The organism is Vibrio sp. Y176 (genome assembly GCF_033438945.1).
On the sequence record NZ_JAWOQS010000006.1, the window covers coordinates 165,230 to 183,619 of the forward strand.

An 18,390-nucleotide genomic window follows, 5' to 3' on the forward strand; every position below is an offset into this window, starting at 1 on the left:
TTGGTGTAGTACGTACTGAGCAGGATTCATATGGATAAACAGACCAAAGCTTACTGGATAGGAGAGACCCTTTGCTCGCTGCCGGAACAATTTCGTTGTGAGTTTGATGGGTGCTTTGACATTATGGACTGCAGTAAAGATATCTCAGTCCTCAGTGATAAAGAACATAGCTATTTCTTTTACTACATAACCTGTGATCATCAAGAGCACTTGAAAGGTGTTATAACGCTCTGTAAAAACCTCGACAAAAAACTAATCGTCGTATCTCCAAAAGATACGGCTCCTCACTTGCCGCCCAAGCATATTTGTGCGGAATATTATAAGTTGAACGAGCTCACTCTTCCTATCTGGCTTTCACAAATAAAATTGAAATACTTTTTGCATAGTAAAGTAGACGAAGAACAAATCTCGGTAGATAAACTTTTCTCTCGAAGCGGCAAGTCAAACTTTTCAGACGTAGTCCATTACATCGCCAATAACGTTCATAAGGACCTAAGAGAAGAGGAAGCAGCCGCTCTTTGTCATTACTCGCCGAACTACTTTTCCAAAGTTTTCCACCGTAAAGTGGGTATGTGCTTTCGTGATTATGTCACGGCGAAACGCATTTCATTAGCTAAGAAAATGCTAATTGAAAATGAATCGATGAAAATTGCTTACATTGCTTATCAGTGCGGGTATCGAGACGTTTCTTACTTTTCTCGAATTTTTAAGAAAAAAACCGGTCTGTCTCCAGCAAATTATCGACAGCAGTTTTAGGCTTTATTTGTAGCAACTGTCAGGACAACTAACGCTATCTTCCCCACATATTTCATCAAAATGCATTCCCGTGTCGCGATTTAACATGCTAAAGTTAACAATGCGTTAACAATTATAAATACAATGAGAAGACATGGAGTCACTTAAAATGAATCAGCCGAATCTAAATAGCGCTGCTGGTTGCGCTCTCCCACCACCAAATGAAATGATCCTCAAATGGGCTCAAGAGCGTCCAAATGAGGTCTACCTAAAACAAATTATTAACCGACAGTTTGTTGAGTACACATTCTCTGATGTTGCAGATCAAGCCTTAAAACTTGTCAGCGCACTACGCTCGCTTGGTGTAAAGCCTGGCGACAAAGTTGCGTTAGTATCTAAAAACTGTGCAGAATGGTTTATTTGCGATCTTGCTATGATGCTTGGTGACTATGTCAGTGTGCCAATCTTTCCTACCGCCGGTGCAGACACCATCGAATACTGTGTGACTCATAGTGAAAGTAAAGCGATCATTGGCGGAAAACTCGATGATCCCAAAGCAACTCAGCAAGTCATTGATGCTATGCCTGAACTCATTAGCATCGCTCTACCTTATGACACGGCACCTAAGTGTAAGCACGAATACCAAGCGCTCATTGCTGATGCAGTGCCAAGTGAAGAGCGTCCGCAGCATTACGATGACAAGCTAATGTCGTTGGTGTATACCTCAGGCACATCAGGGTTACCGAAAGGCGCGATGCTAACTTACGGCGCATTCAGTTGGTCTGTTCAGCAACTGATCAATCATATTGGTATCCAAGAAAACGACCGACTGTTCTCTTATTTACCGCTCGCTCATATTACAGAGCGTGTTTATATCTTCGGTTCATCGATTATGGGTGGCGTGCCAACAGCATTTCCAGAGTCACTGGACACTTTTATCGAAGATGTGAAGATGCACCGACCAACTCTGTTTATCTCCGTCCCACGGTTATGGACGCTATTCCAGCAACGTATTCAAGACAAACTTCCACAGAAGAAGCTCAATATTCTGTTGAAAATCCCATTCGTCAATTCTTTGATCAAGAAAAAGCTAGCAGATGGTCTCGGTTTAGATCAGGCTCGAGTATTAGGCTGTGGCTCTGCACCTGTCTCGCCAGCGCTGTTGGAATGGTACCACTCAGTGGGCCTTGATATCACAGAGGCTTGGGGGATGACGGAATCATTTGCCTACAGCACGCTCAACTACCCATTTAGAGCTGACAAAATTGGTAGTGTCGGTAATGCAGGGCCAGGCATTGAGTTAAAAATCGCAGCTGATGATGAAATCATGGTGCGTGGCAAAGGGCTATTTTCTGGCTACTACAAAAATGACATTGCCACCCAAGAGTCTTTTGATTCAGAGGGCTGGCTACACACAGGCGATATCGGCGCTATCGACTCAGATGGTTATCTAACGATTCAAGGCCGTAAAAAAGATAACTTCAAAACCGCCAAAGGTAAATTTGTCTCTCCGGTTCCTATCGAGAAAAAGCTTTTCGAGTACAGTCGCGTAGAGATGATGTGTCTCATCGGTTTAGGGCTACCCGCTCCGATTCTTTTGGTTGTGCCACATGACTTCCCTAACTTTGATCGAGAGCGATACGCACGTACCACACGTAAAGTTATTGCCAGGATGAATCAAGAACTCGCCTCTCATGAGCAAATCAAAGGTGTGTTAATGATTAAAGAACCTTGGAGTATAGAAAATGGCGTACTGACGCCAACGCTTAAAATTAAACGTCATGTGCTCGAACAAAAGTATCATGAGATAGGCCACAATTGGCCAAAAGATGAATTGGTCGTGTGGGAAGAAGACTTGTAATTTTGCTTGCACTCCTCAACACCATTGGGGAGTGCAACTTAACTTTGAGCTTGAATCAAACTCATAAACTACTCTCTCCAGAATGGCTTACTCACTTCACAACTAATCTCCCTTTCACCTAACCCAATATCGTCCCAAAGGTGCTTTGGTAACTCTCTCAAGTGACGACGTGTCTTATAGTTCCTTCTCCAAGCCGCCAGTTTAGAATAAATTAACTGTAACCCGCTCTGATGGGCAGTAGGTATAGTACGCTCACAAGTGTGTGTCATGTTTTCCATTTCAGAGATTCCTATACAATGTTGACCACTTAATAATCAGCGACTACGCTGATATCCTCAAACGATAGAATCTGCCATAGAGTTAAGGAAAACTAATGTGAAAGATCGAATGCCTCCCTTACAGGGCTTGTATTACTTTTTCGTTGCAGCGAAGGAAGGAAGCTTTAAAACGGCAGCAAAAGAACTGTTTGTTACGCCAGCGGCCATTAGTCAGCAAATTCGTCATTTAGAAGAGTTCTTAGGCACGGACCTATTTGTTCGTCAGCACAGAAAAATCGTGCTCACACCTGAGGGAGAGCTACTGTTTACTCAGGCAGAAAGAGGGTTTGCTCATTTGCAGCAAGGGGTTAGATTAGTCAATCAAGATCCAAACCCGAACCACCTTTCGATATCAACACTCCCCTCTTTCGCTCATCATTGGTTGGTCCCGAAGATTACGGCTTTTCGCCAGCGTCACCCTGATATCGCCTTGCTATTAGAACCAACCAATGATTTGGTGTCTTTTCAAAATAGCCAGATAGATTTATGTGTTCGTTACGGTTTAGGAAAATATCCCAATTTAGAATCACAATGGCTGATGGACGAAGCTTTTTATCCTGCTTGTCATCCGGTGTATCAGAAAGAGCACGGGATCTATAACATCGAGGATTTAAGCAAAGCTGAGCTGATTGAAGATGTTTGGCCTGATCTTGATTGGAATATGTGGTTAGCAACCTTGGGTCACTGCGCAGCAAAGCCTACCTTAAAATACAGTGGATCACATCTCGTGCTTGAGGCTGCACTATCACTTCAAGGCGTCGCATTGGTAAAACACAGTTTAGCTCATCAATATTTTCGTTCTGGCAAATTGGTCCGAATTGGAGATATCGCTATCAAGCCCAATTTTGCGTATTACTTATGCGCGCCAAAAGGCTACTTAAAAAGACCTAAAGCTCAATTGTTTGCGCAATGGTTGAAGGAAGAAATAGAAATATTTGAAAAGTCAGTGGTACCAGACTTTAGGACCATTGACCTAAAAGGCAACAGCACTAGAACGGCATCATAACAATCGTCAAAACAAACGCTAAATAGGAATAAAACAAAAACGCTCTGCGTATAAGGCTGCTAGATACAAAAAGCCCCGCACTAAGCGGGGCTTTCAAGTTATAGAGTTAACTTAAGAATTACTTCTTAGCGTTACGCTCTTTAACGTCAGCAATTACTTGCTCTGCAACGTTTGTTGGACATGGTGCGTAGTGTGAGAACTCCATAGAGAACTGACCACGACCAGAAGTCATAGTACGTAGAGTACCGATGTAACCAAACATTTCTGATAGAGGTACATCACCCTTGATACGTACGCCAGTAGACGCTGCTTGTTGGTCTTTGATCATACCACGACGACGGTTAAGGTCACCGATTACGTCACCAACGTGATCTTCTGGAGTGAACACGTCAACTTTCATGATTGGCTCAAGAAGTTGCGCGCCAGCTTTAGGCATAGACTGACGGAATGCACCTTTCGCTGCGATTTCGTAAGCGATAGCTGAAGAGTCAACTGCGTGGAAACCACCGTCGAATAGTTCAACTTCAACGTCTAGAGTAGGGAAGCCAGCTAGAACACCGTGCTCCATCATTGACGCAAAGCCTTTCTCAACTGCAGGCCAGAATTCTTTAGGTACGTTACCACCAACAACTGTTGATTTGAACGTGAAGCCAGAGTTTGGCTCACCTGGTTTGATGCGGTAGTCGATCTTACCGAACTGACCAGAACCACCAGACTGTTTCTTGTGCGTGTAGCTATCTTCGATTGCTTGAGTGATAGTTTCACGGTAAGCAACCTGTGGAGCACCAACTTCTAGCTCAACGCCGTAAGTACGCTTAAGGATATCTACCTTGATGTCTAGGTGAAGTTCACCCATACCTTTCAGGATAGTTTCGCCTGAATCTTCATCAGTCTCAACTTGGAATGATGGATCTTCTGCAACCATTTTACCGATCGCGATGCCCATCTTCTCAGAACCGCCTTTATCTTTAGGCTTAACTGCGATAGAGATTACTGGATCTGGGAAGATCATTGGCTCAAGAGTACATTCGTGCTTAGGATCACATAGAGTGTGACCAGTTTGAACGTTCTTCATACCAACTACAGCGATGATGTCACCAGCTTGTGCTGAATCGATCTCGTTACGCTCGTCCGCGTGCATCTCAACCATACGGCCGATACGCTCTGTTTTACCAGTTGCAGAGTTAAGGATTGTGTCACCTTTCTTCATCTTACCAGAGTAGATGCGGATAAAGGTTAGAGCACCGAAGCGGTCATCCATGATCTTAAATGCAAGAGCACGTAGTGGCTCGTCTGCAGATACAGTCGCAACTTCACCAGTTGGCTCACCAGTCTCTGAATCAGTTAGAGGCTGTGGATCAACTTCTGTTGGAGATGGTAGGTAATCAATTACCGCGTCAAGAATAAGTTGGATACCTTTGTTCTTGTACGCTGAACCACAGTAAGTTGGGAAGAATGCTAGATCACGAGTACCTTTACGGATACAACGTTTGATGTCTTCTAGAGATGGCTCTTCACCTTCTTCTAGGTAAGCCATCATTAGATCTTCGTCTTGCTCTAGAGCAGTTTCGATTAGCATTTCACGGTATTCAGCAGCTTTTTCTACCATGTCTGCTGGAATATCTTGAACTTCGTAGTTCTCTGGTTGGCCAGACTCATCCCATACGTAAGCTTGTTGGCTTAGTACGTCTACAACACCTACGAAATCTTCTTCGATACCGATAGGTAGAGTCATAACTAGAGGTGTAGCACCTAGTACGTTCTGTACTTGATCTACAACTTTGTAGAAATCTGCGCCCATACGGTCTAGTTTGTTAACGAAGATCAGACGTGATACGTGTGATTCGTCAGCGTAACGCCAGTTAGTTTCTGACTGAGGCTCAACACCACCAGAACCACAGAATACACCGATACCACCGTCAAGTACTTTTAGAGAACGGTAAACTTCGATAGTGAAGTCAACGTGTCCAGGAGTATCGATGATGTTTAGACGGTGATCGTTCCAGAAACAAGTTGTTGCTGCAGACTGGATTGTGATACCACGCTCAGCTTCCTGCTCCATGAAGTCAGTAGTAGTTGAACCGTCGTGAGTGTCACCGATCTTATGGATCTTACCAGTTAGCTTTAGGATACGCTCTGTAGAGGTAGTTTTACCCGCGTCTACGTGAGCAAAAATACCAATGTTTCTGTATTTTGATAAATCAGTCATTGTCTTACTCTGTTAATAAGGTATAAAGTGCGCGCAGAGTATATCACATTCTGTCAATACTGATACCCTTGCGTGCGGATGGAAGAAAAAAAATTTTAACGTGAAATTTCCGTCCCCAAAGCATAGTCAAACACAGCAATTTATGTACTTTATTCGCATTTTATTGAGGACGGATAGAACAGTTTGTGATTGCACAAATACCATTCTTATGAGCATTACAGCTCGTCAAAAGCCTCTATCGCTTCCGACAATTTCTTAACGCCGTGAATTTGCATGCCAGGGATGCCACCTTTCGGCATGTTGGCTGCTGGCACGATGGCTTTCTTGAAACCATGTTTGAACGCTTCATTCAAACGCTCTTGCCCACTTGGCACTGGACGGATTTCGCCCGCAAGCCCTACCTCACCAAAAATCACCACATCTTTAGGGAGTGGACGGTCACGAAAACTCGATAAAAGCGCCATAACTAAAGCAAGATCAGCGCTTGTCTCCGTCACCTTAACACCGCCAACCACATTAACAAAGACATCTTGGTCTGCCATTTGTAAGCCACCATGCTTATGCAACACAGCGAGCAAAAGTGATAGGCGGTTCTGCTCCAAGCCGACCGCAACACGACGAGGGTTGGCTAACTGCGAGTAATCCACCAGCGCTTGAATCTCTACTAGTAGAGGGCGCGTGCCTTCCCAAACCACCATGACTGAAGAGCCTGATGTTTCTTCTTCACCACGAGAAAGGAAGATCGCTGATGGGTTACTCACTTCCTTCAATCCTTGGCCTGTCATTGCAAATACACCAAGCTCATTCACAGCACCAAAACGGTTTTTATGACTACGCAAAGTGCGGAATCGGCTATCCGTTCCACCATCGAGTAGTACCGAACAGTCGATAATGTGTTCAAGAACTTTGGGGCCCGCAAGGGTACCATCTTTTGTTACGTGACCAACAATAAATACCGCAACATTATTCTGTTTTGCGTATCGTGTCAGAGCCGTCGCAGATTCACGTACCTGAGCAACACTGCCAGGCGACGATTGAACATCAGAAACGTGCATCACCTGAATCGAGTCTATTACCATTATACGAGGCTGCTCTCTTTCGGCGATTTGGCAAATTTTGTCGACGTTCGTTTCCGATAGCATTTTTAAATGATCTTTCGGCAAGCCCAATCGGGAAGCACGCATTGCCACCTGCTGTAACGACTCTTCACCGGTTACGTAAAGCGTTGGCATTTGCGCAGATAAACTACACATGGTTTGCAACAGAAGGGTTGATTTACCTGCACCAGGGTTACCACCAATCAAAATTGCGGCACCTGGCACAACACCACCACCCAACACGCGGTCAAGCTCTTTAAACCCACTGGTGAAGCGAGGTACTTCTTGCAGATCAATTTCGGATAGCGTTTGAACCGTAGCTTCTGTTGCGGAACCAGCGTAGCCGCTTAAGCGTTCATTGCGAGCAACGGTTGGCGATGCAGCGATACGTACTTCTGTTATCGTATTCCATGCACCACATGCGTTACACTGCCCCTGCCAACGGGGAAAGTCCGCGCCACAATCATTACAAACATACGCTCGTTTTGCTTTCGCCATGATGCCTCAATTTTTTCTACAAATGTGACTAAGCACAGCCAAGTCAGACCTGAACTGAAATGAACTATTGATATACTTAAGTATTACTTCGCTTAGCCGATACAATTTAAAGTAACGACATACTCTAACAGAAATAATGCAGCAATCTGAAATTCTCTCGCTCGCAGAACGACTCATTCCCGTTTACGGTACGAATGACTTTGACTTTGTCCTTGGCCAACTGACCGAGGAAGAGCCGCCTTCGGCCAAAATTTTGGTTAAAATGGAACTTAACCGCTTAATGGCTCCATGCAAAAAAAGCATTGATTTGCGAGGTCGCGTTCAAGGCGAATGTCGCGAGTATATTTTGGATGGTATTCCACATTGGTTGGATGATGTTGCTTTCAACGCTTACCATAAAAACATCAAAAAGTTTGGCTGCTACACGGAAGGAATGTGGGAAGCATTGGTCAACACGCGAAATAACTTTCGCGTAATGAGCAAGCGCCTTACTCAGCAAAAAACGCAATCGTTAACGGATCCTAAAAGCCCGTTCTTAGCAGAACCCGTTCACCTAGGCTACGATTTAAAGCGCCAAGAAAAACGCTTGAAAGTCCAATCTCAAGTTGAAATTTGCCGTTCTAAAGGACAGCTTCTTCATGGATTAAGCATTGATTTATCTAGCTCTGGCGCAAAGTTCAAAGTCCCTAGCGCATTTAAATATAACCTTGGGGAAATTATTCAGGTCACGTTTACTGAATTTGCCAGCAAATCTAACGTTGCAGGTATAGAGAAACCGCTTGCATACCGCATACTCGCGGTTGATGACTGTTACGAAAATGACTCAGTTCGATACCTCAGAACCATACGCTTAACTGACACCAATGTCGTCACCAGAGTGATAGATGAAGCGCTCAACAGTGCTGCTAAAAGGGCTCGTCACGACAATCAAGACAAGATTATTCGAGCTCGAACTCGCGGTTATGAGCACATCGCACTAAAGCACACCAGCAGCTTGCCTCTATTCTTTGATGGTAGTGACCTAAAATTAGCAATGTTAACGCCAAACAATCAAAAGCTTTGGCAATACTGGCACGATGAGAGAAACCAGCAAATGTTTGGTTCCTTATTCAACGAGCAACGCATCGCGTCACTCATTAAGCCTGGTGTGAAAGGAACAACCAATGTCCTTTATTCATTTACTCACGAGCACGAGAATCGAACCTATTTCTATTCGATGTTTCGCCCTGAAGCAACTCGCGAACAGCGCCAGCTATTTTGGCATTTAGGTGGCAAACGAGAGAGTTGGCGCGCCTTTAGAATTTCAATCTTTGAACTATCTGAGCAAGAACAGGAAGACCTAGCAGCTTTCTCTCCAGAGTTAGCAGAAACGTCTCAATCACTGACTCATATTGGTATTTTGCAAGAAATTGCTGACGAAAAATCAGGGCAGGATTACCTGCTAACTGAAAAGCCGCGCTTACCCGCTAATACGTTAAACGCGTTTCGTCATCCGAGAAGAGTTATCGGCAATCCAAAGGGCATTTATTTTGATGCAAAGTCTCGTCGTAAAGAGCCTCGTTATCGTTTTAAAACACCTTTAGAGTTGTACTCAGGACAAACTAAAACAGGCGGCTGTACTGTTGACCTTTCCAAACGAGGACTCGGAATTAGGCTAAGTGAGCCCACGATGTTACGTTCTGGGCAAGAGGTAAGAATCAACTTTCGAGAATTACAACTCTACGATAAAAAATTGCCGTTAATGTCGGTGCCATATCGAGTAATTCGTGTAAGCCCAGATGGTTGTAGCGTGCAGCTAGTTATTGATGAAAGCAGCCAAACCATGAAGGTAATCGCTTTTTTCAACAGTATTATCGAGCACAATCAAGACAAGCTAATCCCGCAAAAAGAGACGCTACCAAGTAATGCTCTACTTGAAAGGCTGCACTGCATGTTGCTCTCGCGTACGCTGAGCACGCCCATTTTTATCAGTAAAAGTACGTCATCTTCAATAAAAACCCCCGTTATCGGGGTGAACTTGCCGCTACCTAAACACATTGAGCTTTTTGCCCGTCTTGGGCATGACCAACTGTTGTCACTTGAACCTATCTTTAAAGGCCGGACAAGCACATTAATCGCAGAGCCAATAAAACGTGTAGAAGGTGCTCAAGCCAGACATCAGGATATCTACATAAGCGCCGCAAAAGTAGGCAATAAAATTACAGGTATTGAGTCAAAGCTTCATCAAGAGTTCAACAGCGTAAAAGAGCGGATTCAATTTATAAAGAAAGCGCGAATGATGGGTGACTTTTACGTGATTCGCCTTTCTACTGCGCCAATTTTCGATCCGATGACATCATTACTGCAACAAGATTTAAGTGACTTAACCCAATTTGGTGTACATCAAGCAAGCAAGTTAGAAAAAGAGTTGACGGCGCTCGTTGGTTACAGTGAATTTGAAGACATTACTGAAGAGGTAGTAATTAGATTGGAGTTAACCGAGTAAATTCAGAGTCATACCAAATTGAAAAAAAACACCGCCTTTCTGGCGGTGTTTTTGAATGGATGGTTAAGGTTTAGCTTTCCAGCTGACCTTTTGCTGCTTCACCAATGCGCCAGATAAAATACAGAGCACACCGCCCAACCCTGCAAAGCGAATCGCAGATTGCGCTTGAGCTTCCACTTTTGGTTTTGCGTGATAAGCAATCCCTAAGCCCGCCACCGACATCATCACAAGATCATTAGCGCCATCACCGACAGCGACCGTGTTGTGCTGCTCAATTTCATATTCATCCGCCAATTCCACTAGAATGTCTGACTTCATCTGCGCCGTTACCACATCGCCAAGTACGTTCCCCGTGAGTTTGCCGTCAATAATTTCTAATTGATTGGAACGAGCAAAATCTAGGTCGACTTTATCTTTGATGTAATCAGAGAAGTAAGTAAAACCACCGGAGGCAATCGCTGTTTTCCAGCCCAAGGCTTTCAACGTCGCAATTAGCGCTTCAAAGTCCGGCATGAATGGTAACTGGGAACGAACTTGTTCAAGAATTGATTCATCGGCACCTTTGAGCTTACCAACTCGCTGACGTAAACTTTGCTCAAAATCCAGCTCACCTTGCATGGCACGTTCAGTGACTTCAGCGACCTCATCCCCTACTCCTGCCAGTTTCGCGATTTCATCAATACACTCTATCTGGATCGCCGTTGAATCCATATCAAATACAATCAACCCTTGGGTTGATAGATCGGGCACTTCATTAAGCGAGGCGTAATCTAGGTTGAGACTTTGTAAGATCGTTTCATGTTGAGGAGTCAACTCTCCGGCCATCAGGGCTACTTCATATTGGCCAACTTTCCACGTTTCTAGTATCGGGTTGTAAAAGCCGGTGAAGAAATCAATGTCTTCGAAGTGACTTGGCGAAAGGTACTCAGCAAATACGATCCAGTTTGCTTTTGCTTTATCTAATTGGGAGGCAAATCGAGTCTCGGGTAATCGTTTTAAAAGTGTCGTATGTTTTCTGATAGGCAAGCTTTTTGACGCGTCCATGTATATAATCCCTTATGACTTTGCTAAAACGTTACCTCAACAAACTAAAAAGGCAAGTCTTTGTTTTATTTTAAATGGATGAGTAAAGAGCATGAGTGAATCTTTGTTCTCAGTAAGGAATGCCCTAAGAATTCTGGCACTAATCCTACTGTGTGTGATGTTGTTTATCACAATAAAAAACAGTGTTGTGATCAGTAAGGGTAATGAGAAAATTCAAGCACAACAGCTTGAAACACTCACCAAAGTTTTGATTTCACAGGCGTCTCTTTCTGCCAGTGAGATGATTTTAACTAAAGATCAAGAACGATTACTTCAGCTAACAAACCAGCTAGCACAAGACCGTTTAGTGTTTGATGCAACAATCTACGATGCACAGGGTGTACGTTTAGCGTCTAGTGAAGAGGCATTATCGGTACGCGAAGTTCTTGGCCTGGATACGCCTTTGGCAACAGCTTCCATTGGTCGCCAGCAGTTGGTTGAACCAGTTTTTGCAGATGGTGCGCTTATCGGTTTTGTTCGCGTGACCTTTGAGACGGGCCGGGTGACGGCTATTTCTGACCACCACTATCGCAAGAGCGATCGTTATATGTACATGATGGTCTTAATGAGCTTTGTCTGTGGTATGTTGTTCATCTTGATTTTACGTCGACAACCGATACGTCGTAAAAAAGCGCCAAACCTGCTGCTAACCAAGTAACTAGGTAGCGCTAACAACTCATATAAAAACAGCCCGTAATGTGCGGGCTGTTTTTTTAGCTCTTGAGAGCGAAAAATAGAATGACTCTTCGTCGCTTACTCTTCGTCACCAAGCAATACTGAATCTAGTGCGATTAGCATCATGTCGTTGAATGTCGTTTGACGCTCGTCAGATGTAGTCTGTTCGCCAGTCTTGATATGATCAGAAACCGTACAGATTGTCAGAGCTTTTGCACCGTATTCTGCCGCAACACCGTAAATACCAGCCGCTTCCATTTCAACACCAACAATGCCGTACTTGTCCATTACATCGAACATTTCTGGATCTGGCGTGTAGAAAAGCTCTGCTGAGAATAGGTTACCAACTTTAACGTCAATACCGCGAGCTTTTGCAGCGTCTTCTGCCGCACGAACCATGTTGTAGTCTGCGATTGCCGCGAAGTCATGACCTTTAAAGCGGATACGGTTCACTTTAGAGTCAGTACATGCACCCATGCCGATCACAACATCACGCACTTTGATGTCTTCATTCACTGCGCCACAGCTGCCAACACGGATGATTTTCTTCACGCCGAAGTCTTTGATTAGTTCAGTCGCGTAAATCGAGCATGATGGGATACCCATACCGTGGCCCATTACCGAGATCTTACGGCCTTTGTATGTGCCTGTGTAACCAAACATATTACGAACGTCACACACTTGAACGACATCTTCAAGGAAAGTCTCTGCGATGTATTTTGCACGTAGTGGATCGCCAGGCATCAGTACGACGTCTGCAAATGCACCCATTTCAGCATTGATATGTGGAGTTGCCATTTTCTTTTCCTTAACCTTTCTCTAGCGCTCCGCGCTTAAGGCGATATAAGCCAGAGTATTCTCATTTCCGACAAGCAGCATTTACATACTGCAAACATAAAACTAGGAGCTTGATTGCTCCTAGTTTTCAAAAACCTAACTAATTATAGGAAGTTCTTACCGTAATCCATTGGAGAAGTACCGAAGTAACTTGCCAATGTTTGACCGATATCTGCGAATGTTTCGCGGCGGCCAAGAGAACCAGCTGGTACTTTTTGACCATAAACCAATACTGGGATGTGCTCACGAGTATGGTCAGTGCCTGGCCATGTTGGGTCACAACCGTGGTCAGCCGTTAGGATAAGCACATCGTCTTCTTCCATAATCTCTAGCACTTCGTTGATACGACCATCGAAGTACTCAAGTGCCGCTGCGTAACCCGTTACGTCACGACGGTGACCGTAAGCTGAGTCGAAGTCTACAAAGTTAGTGAATACGATCGTGTTGTCGCCCGCTTCTTTGATTTGCTCTAGCGTTGCTTCGAACAATGCAGGGATACCTGTCGCTTTCACTTTCTTAGTGATGCCGCAGTTTGCGTAGATATCAGCAATCTTACCAATAGAAACCACGTTGCCTTGCTTCTCTTCAACAAGCTTCTGAAGAACCGTTGCTGATGGTGGCTCTACAGAAAGATCACGACGGTTACCTGTACGCTCAAATTGACCTTTACCAGCACCAACGAATGGACGCGCGATAACACGACCAATATTGTAATCTTCTAGCTCTTCACGGGCGATTTGGCAAAGCTCTAGTAGACGGTCTAGACCGAAAGTCTCTTCGTGACATGCGATTTGGAATACAGAGTCCGCAGAGGTGTAGAAGATTGGTTTGCCAGTCTTCATGTGCTCTTCACCAAGATCGTCAAGAACTTGAGTACCAGATGCGTGGCAGTTACCTAGGAAACCGTCAAGACCTGCACGCTCAAGAATGCGGTCAGTCAGTTCTTTCGGGAAGCTGTTTGCTTTGTCAGTGAAGTAACCCCAGTCAAACAGAACAGGCACACCTGCGATTTCCCAGTGACCAGACGGCGTGTCTTTACCTGAAGAAAGCTCTGCTGCATGACCGTATGCACCAATGATTTCAGCGTCTGCGTCTAGTCCAGGTGCGAAGCGACCTGTCGATTCTTTATGCGCCATTGCCAAACCAAGTTTCGATAGATTTGGAAGGCGAAGTGCACCTTGGCGATTGTCGTTATCTGCTAAGCCTTTTTCACATTGGTCAGCGATGTGACCTAGTGTGTCTGAACCTACATCACCAAATTCTTTAGCATCGGCAGTTGCACCGATACCGAATGAGTCTAGTACTAAAATAAATGCTCTTTTCATTGCTCGTTCCTTAGGCCCACTCGGCTTTTTATTATGGTTGAGTAGGCCTTGTGTAATTACTTGTTCTATTGGATATCTTCTGCACGAATTTGGCGGTAAACCTCTGGAGTTGGCGTGTATTCACCACCTACTTTGATTGCACTGCGCAGTGCTTTTGCCGCTTCTTCCCATTGCTCTTCAGTGCGAGCGTGGATAACCGCAAGAGGTTTATCACTGTCTGCGACCTCACCTAGGCGGATGAACTCGTCGAAACCAACTGCGTAGTCGATTTCATCAGTAGCAACTCGACGACCACCACCCATAGCAACCACAGCCATGCCGATAGCACGTGTATCCATTGCAGAGACAATGCCCGTTTCTGTTGCGTAAACTGGCTTGATGATTTCTGCTTTTTCTAAGTAGTTGTCGTAGTTTTCTACGAAGTCCGCAGGACCGCCTAAGCCAGCAACCATCTTGCCGAAGCACTCAGCCGCTTTGCCGTTATCCAGCACTTCCATCAGTTTTGCGCGTGCGTCTTCTGTGTTCTCAGCAAGCTTGCCAAGTACTAACATTTCAGCACATGAAGCCATGGTCACTTCAAGTAGACGAGGGTTACGGTATTCACCCGTTAAGAAACGAACCGCTTCACGAACTTCCACTGCGTTACCCGCTGAAGACGCCAATACTTGGTTCATGTCCGTAAGAATTGCCGTAGTCTTAGTGCCAGCACCGTTTGCTACCGCAACGATTGATTTTGCTAGCTCTTCAGACGCTTCGTAAGTTGGCATAAATGCACCTGAACCCACTTTTACGTCCATCACTAGCGATTCCAGACCCGCCGCCAGTTTCTTAGAAAGGATCGACGCCGTAATCAGGGAGATATTGTCTACCGTTGCGGTAATATCACGAGTCGCGTAAACACGCTTATCCGCAGGAGCAAGGTCACCAGTTTGACCGATGATCGCCACACCAGCGTCTTTGGTTACTTGACCAAAAACATCGTTGCTCGGCGTAATGTTGTAACCAGGGATAGATTCAAGTTTATCCAGCGTACCGCCTGTATGACCAAGACCGCGGCCAGAGATCATAGGTACGAAACCGCCACACGCTGCCACCATTGGGCCAAGCATTAAAGAAGTTACGTCACCCACACCACCGGTTGAGTGTTTATCGACAATTGGACCACCGAAGTTCATGTGGCTCCAGTCGATAACCATGCCCGAATCACGCATTGCACACGTTAAGGCGATGCGCTCATCCATGGTCATTTCATTAAAGAAAATCGTCATAGCAAACGCCGCAATCTGACCTTCAGATACCGTGTTGTTCGCTACGCCTTGAATAAAGAAGTTGATTTCGTCGGCGGTTAGGACTTCGCCGTCACGTTTTTTACGAATGATTTCTTGTGGTAAATACATTAGTGCCTCCCAAGCTCTTTTGAGCCATGGTTGTAGTAGGATAGAAGAGGTTTGGTAGCACCCGTTTAGGTGCTACCGTTCAGACGCATTATTGGAATTAGTACGCTGTTGGATCAGCGACGTCGTCCGATACTTCTAATGTATTTAGTAGGTTGGTTAGCAGGCTAGACGCACCAAAACGGTAGTGACGAGCATCAACCCAGTTGTCACCTAGGATTTCGTCAGCCATTGCTAGGTATGCTGCTGCGTCTTCAGCAGTGCGCACACCACCTGCTGGTTTGAAACCAACAGTTTCTGCAACACCCATGTCGCGAATAACTTCAAGCATCATGCGAGCGTATTCTGGTGTTGCGTTTACTGGCACTTTACCAGTTGAAGTTTTAATGAAGTCAGCACCTGCTTCAATACAGATTTGAGATGCTTTCTTGATTAGTGCTTCTTCTTTTAGTTCACCTGTTTCGATGATCACTTTAAGAAGAATGTCACCACAAGCTTCTTTACATTGCTTAACTAGTTCGAAGCCTACTTTCTCATCACCCGCCATTAGCGCGCGGTAAGGAAAAACTACGTCAACTTCGTCTGCACCGTAAGCAACCGCCGCTTTTGTTTCAGCAACTGCGATTTCAATGTCGTCGTTACCATGTGGGAAGTTCGTTACTGTTGCAATACGAACCTCTGGCGTACCTTGCTCACGAAGTGTCTTCTTAGCAATAGGAATAAAGCGAGGGTAAATACAAATTGCAGCTGTGTTGCCTACTGCTGTTTTCGCGTCATGACATAGTGAGATCACTTTTGCATCAGTATCATCGTCATTCAACGTAGTTAGGTCCATAAGTTTAAGTGCACGTAGCGCTGCTGCTTTTAAATCGCTCATTTCTATCTCCGATCAATATTCAAAAAATTCACTACTCAGCCTTACATCACGTCTTTAACTATAATCAACAAGTCGAGACAATGTGAGTAAATGGCTAAACAGTCTATTAATGAACGGACTTGGTTCCCTGAAGACTCGGCATATACAGCGAAAATTTATCATATGCCAATTGCTATCCTTGTCACCGCACAGTACCAGTTTGGCCTATGGCACAACAATCTATGATTGCGGTGTCTTTAATATCACATCACAAAGCAAAACGCCTATTAGATCTGATATTGCAGGGCAATTCATTTGCCCATCGATTATGTAATATTCATTACGTGATTAAGAATCAAGCTTAACCACTATCCTGTGATTAATACATTATAGAGTTTCACCGCAAAACTGTAGCACCAAATAGAGCGCAAACGGTTTGTATCTCAAAATTTCCTAGCCCCTATTCCATTGACTGCGTAATACCTCGACTAAGGCAAACACCCGATGAAATTTTGGAGCCCGAAAAACGAAAAATGCCCCGCAGCAATCTCTTGCTACAGGGCATGATGTAAAACGGCGTCTATATATTAAGAACCGATTCTAATTATAGTGCTGCAAGGCTTAAGCAGAAGCCTGCAATTGTCGCTGCCATAAGGTTAGACAACGTACCTGCAAGAACTGCTTTAACACCCATGCGAGCGATGTCACTACGACGGTTTGGTGCAAGGCTACCTAGACCACCAAGTAGAATCGCGATAGAAGAAAGGTTCGCGAAACCACATAGTGCGAATGAGATGATAGCTGTTGTCTTCTCAGACATTACTTCACCAGTTGCCGCGATTACTTGAGCGTTTTCACCTAGGTATGGTGTGAAGTTCAAGTAAGCAACGAATTCGTTCACTACGATTTTCTGACCGATGAATGAACCAGCTGTTACAGCTTCTGCCCATGGAACACCGATTAGGAATGCTAGTGGAGAGAACGCATAACCTAGGATTAGCTCTAGTGTTAGTTCTGGCATGCCGAACCAACCACCGATGCCACCTAGCATACCGTTGATTAGCGCGATTAGACCAACGAATGCGATTAGCATTGCACCTACGTTAAGCGCAAGTTGTAGACCAGAAGCCGCACCGCCCGCAGCTGCGTCGATTACGTTAACTGGTTTGTCGTCACCGCCGTCCATCGCTTCTTCGATACTTTCGTGAGGCTGGTCAGTCTCAGGGTGAAGAATTTTAGCGAACAGTAGACCACCTGGTGCTGCCATGAATGATGCCGCAACTAGGTACTCTAGTGGAACACCCATAGATGCGTAACCAGCTAGTACACCACCAGCAACAGAAGCTAGACCACCACACATTACCGCGAATAGCTCTGATTGAGTCATTTTTGGAACGAATGGACGAACAACTAGAGGTGCCTCAGTTTGACCTACGAAGATGTTAGCTGCCGCTGACATTGATTCCGCACGCGAAGTGCCTAGCGCTTTTTGTAGTGCGCCACCAAGAATCTTGATAACCCATTGCATAACGCCAATGTAGTAAAGAACTGAAATCAGTGCAGAGAAGAAGATCAGTGTAGGAAGAACACGGAATGCGAAGATGAAACCGCCGCCGCCGAATACTTCGAACATCTTGTCAGAAACAAGACCACCGAACAGGAATGATGAACCATCGTTACCGTAGTTGATAACGTTAGAAACACCTGAAGAGAAACCGTTTAGTAGATCACGGCCCCAAGGTACATACAGAACAAATGCACCTAATGCGAATTGGATAGCGAATGCGCCACCCACAGTTCTAAAGTTGATAGCTTTTCGGTTGTTAGAAAATGCCACTGCAATCGCAAGAAGCACTACCATACCGATTAGGCTCATAAACAGGCTCATAGTTTATGACTTCCTTATAAGTTATTTATTGGCGTGTTACAAAATGGAGCTATAAAGCGGGGGCAATTATACTCATGCAGAATCAATTAAAGTAATGCCAGCCTCACACTTTCCTATAAGATTC

15 protein-coding genes are annotated in these 18,390 nt (G+C 44.8%); 6 read left to right on the plus strand and 9 right to left on the minus strand.

The features are described from left to right. The first annotated feature begins 30 nt into the window (after window positions 1–30). Window positions 31–756, plus strand: coding sequence for a helix-turn-helix domain-containing protein (locus tag R7O13_RS16280; protein WP_130545037.1), 726 nt, complete (start codon window positions 31–33; stop codon window positions 754–756). 148 nt (window positions 757–904) lie between these two features. Then, window positions 905–2,596, plus strand: a complete 1,692-nt coding sequence (locus tag R7O13_RS16285) for an AMP-binding protein (RefSeq protein ID WP_031779037.1) — start codon at window positions 905–907, stop codon at window positions 2,594–2,596. 68 nt (window positions 2,597–2,664) lie between these two features. Here R7O13_RS16285 and R7O13_RS16290 read toward each other — a convergent pair whose 3' ends face one another. Next, on the minus strand, window positions 2,665–2,874 hold the full coding sequence (locus R7O13_RS16290; protein ID WP_005380156.1) for a DUF1127 domain-containing protein: 210 nt from the start codon (window positions 2,872–2,874) through the stop codon (window positions 2,665–2,667). A gap of 97 nt (window positions 2,875–2,971) precedes the next feature. Here R7O13_RS16290 and R7O13_RS16295 point away from each other — a divergent pair, with 97 nt between their 5' ends. After that, the gene (locus R7O13_RS16295) at window positions 2,972–3,919 is read left to right on the plus strand and encodes a LysR substrate-binding domain-containing protein (RefSeq protein ID WP_158156822.1); all 948 of its coding nucleotides are present in this window, start codon (window positions 2,972–2,974) and stop codon (window positions 3,917–3,919) included. A 118-nt stretch (window positions 3,920–4,037) separates the two neighbouring features. Here the strand turns inward: R7O13_RS16295 and fusA are convergent, their stop codons facing one another. Continuing rightward, entirely contained in the window at window positions 4,038–6,128 is a 2,091-nt protein-coding gene (gene fusA / locus R7O13_RS16300; protein ID WP_005386444.1) for an elongation factor G, read from the minus strand. A 215-nt stretch (window positions 6,129–6,343) separates the two neighbouring features. Further along, window positions 6,344–7,723 carry a DNA repair protein RadA gene (gene radA / locus R7O13_RS16305; RefSeq protein WP_318304274.1) on the minus strand — a complete coding sequence of 460 codons (1,380 nt, stop codon included), beginning with the start codon at window positions 7,721–7,723 and terminating at the stop codon, window positions 6,344–6,346. 136 nt (window positions 7,724–7,859) lie between these two features. Here radA and R7O13_RS16310 point away from each other — a divergent pair, with 136 nt between their 5' ends. After that, window positions 7,860–10,208 (plus strand): PilZ domain-containing protein, encoded by a 2,349-nt coding sequence (locus tag R7O13_RS16310; RefSeq protein WP_005380143.1) that lies wholly within the window; start codon window positions 7,860–7,862, stop codon window positions 10,206–10,208. A 63-nt stretch (window positions 10,209–10,271) separates the two neighbouring features. On the opposite strand, the gene serB is transcribed toward R7O13_RS16310, so the two are convergent. Continuing rightward, window positions 10,272–11,252, minus strand: coding sequence for a phosphoserine phosphatase (serB, locus tag R7O13_RS16315; RefSeq protein ID WP_005386439.1), 981 nt, complete (start codon window positions 11,250–11,252; stop codon window positions 10,272–10,274). A 91-nt stretch (window positions 11,253–11,343) separates the two neighbouring features. On the opposite strand from serB, the gene R7O13_RS16320 reads away from it, so the two are divergent. Further along, on the plus strand, window positions 11,344–11,949 hold the full coding sequence (locus R7O13_RS16320) for a YtjB family periplasmic protein (RefSeq protein WP_005391677.1): 606 nt from the start codon (window positions 11,344–11,346) through the stop codon (window positions 11,947–11,949). Window positions 11,950–12,044: 95 nt separating this feature from the next. On the opposite strand, the gene deoD is transcribed toward R7O13_RS16320, so the two are convergent. The 4 genes from deoD to deoC form a co-directional block, all read right to left on the minus strand. After that, entirely contained in the window at window positions 12,045–12,764 is a 720-nt protein-coding gene (gene deoD / locus R7O13_RS16325) for a purine-nucleoside phosphorylase (RefSeq protein ID WP_005380140.1), read from the minus strand. A gap of 143 nt (window positions 12,765–12,907) precedes the next feature. Beyond that, window positions 12,908–14,128 (minus strand): phosphopentomutase, encoded by a 1,221-nt coding sequence (locus tag R7O13_RS16330; RefSeq protein ID WP_318304275.1) that lies wholly within the window; start codon window positions 14,126–14,128, stop codon window positions 12,908–12,910. A gap of 65 nt (window positions 14,129–14,193) precedes the next feature. After that, the gene (gene deoA / locus R7O13_RS16335; RefSeq protein WP_017820429.1) at window positions 14,194–15,525 is read right to left on the minus strand and encodes a thymidine phosphorylase; all 1,332 of its coding nucleotides are present in this window, start codon (window positions 15,523–15,525) and stop codon (window positions 14,194–14,196) included. Between the two features lie 97 nt (window positions 15,526–15,622). Then, the gene (deoC, locus tag R7O13_RS16340; RefSeq protein WP_005380133.1) at window positions 15,623–16,399 is read right to left on the minus strand and encodes a deoxyribose-phosphate aldolase; all 777 of its coding nucleotides are present in this window, start codon (window positions 16,397–16,399) and stop codon (window positions 15,623–15,625) included. Between the two features lie 90 nt (window positions 16,400–16,489). Between deoC and R7O13_RS16345 the strand changes: the two genes are divergently transcribed. Continuing rightward, entirely contained in the window at window positions 16,490–16,624 is a 135-nt protein-coding gene (locus tag R7O13_RS16345) for a hypothetical protein (RefSeq protein WP_005391675.1), read from the plus strand. Between the two features lie 358 nt (window positions 16,625–16,982). On the opposite strand, the gene R7O13_RS16350 is transcribed toward R7O13_RS16345, so the two are convergent. After that, entirely contained in the window at window positions 16,983–18,266 is a 1,284-nt protein-coding gene (locus R7O13_RS16350) for a NupC/NupG family nucleoside CNT transporter (protein WP_005380131.1), read from the minus strand. Between the last annotated feature and the right edge of the window lie 124 nt (window positions 18,267–18,390).

Coding starts and splice junctions, on each gene's coding strand:
- fusA (WP_005386444.1), bottom strand. CDS start 6,128: ATGACTGATTTATCAAAATACAGAAACATTGGTATTTTTGCTCACGTA.
- deoA (WP_017820429.1), bottom strand. CDS start 15,525: ATGTATTTACCACAAGAAATCATTCGTAAAAAACGTGACGGCGAAGTC.
- R7O13_RS16290 (WP_005380156.1), bottom strand. CDS start 2,874: ATGGAAAACATGACACACACTTGTGAGCGTACTATACCTACTGCCCAT.
- serB (WP_005386439.1), bottom strand. CDS start 11,252: ATGGACGCGTCAAAAAGCTTGCCTATCAGAAAACATACGACACTTTTA.
- R7O13_RS16350 (WP_005380131.1), bottom strand. CDS start 18,266: ATGAGCCTGTTTATGAGCCTAATCGGTATGGTAGTGCTTCTTGCGATT.
- radA (WP_318304274.1), bottom strand. CDS start 7,723: ATGGCGAAAGCAAAACGAGCGTATGTTTGTAATGATTGTGGCGCGGAC.
- R7O13_RS16330 (WP_318304275.1), bottom strand. CDS start 14,128: ATGAAAAGAGCATTTATTTTAGTACTAGACTCATTCGGTATCGGTGCA.
- deoC (WP_005380133.1), bottom strand. CDS start 16,399: ATGAGCGATTTAAAAGCAGCAGCGCTACGTGCACTTAAACTTATGGAC.
- deoD (WP_005380140.1), bottom strand. CDS start 12,764: ATGGCAACTCCACATATCAATGCTGAAATGGGTGCATTTGCAGACGTC.
- R7O13_RS16310 (WP_005380143.1), top strand. CDS start 7,860: ATGCAGCAATCTGAAATTCTCTCGCTCGCAGAACGACTCATTCCCGTT.
- R7O13_RS16285 (WP_031779037.1), top strand. CDS start 905: ATGAATCAGCCGAATCTAAATAGCGCTGCTGGTTGCGCTCTCCCACCA.
- R7O13_RS16345 (WP_005391675.1), top strand. CDS start 16,490: ATGGCTAAACAGTCTATTAATGAACGGACTTGGTTCCCTGAAGACTCG.
- R7O13_RS16280 (WP_130545037.1), top strand. CDS start 31: ATGGATAAACAGACCAAAGCTTACTGGATAGGAGAGACCCTTTGCTCG.
- R7O13_RS16320 (WP_005391677.1), top strand. CDS start 11,344: ATGAGTGAATCTTTGTTCTCAGTAAGGAATGCCCTAAGAATTCTGGCA.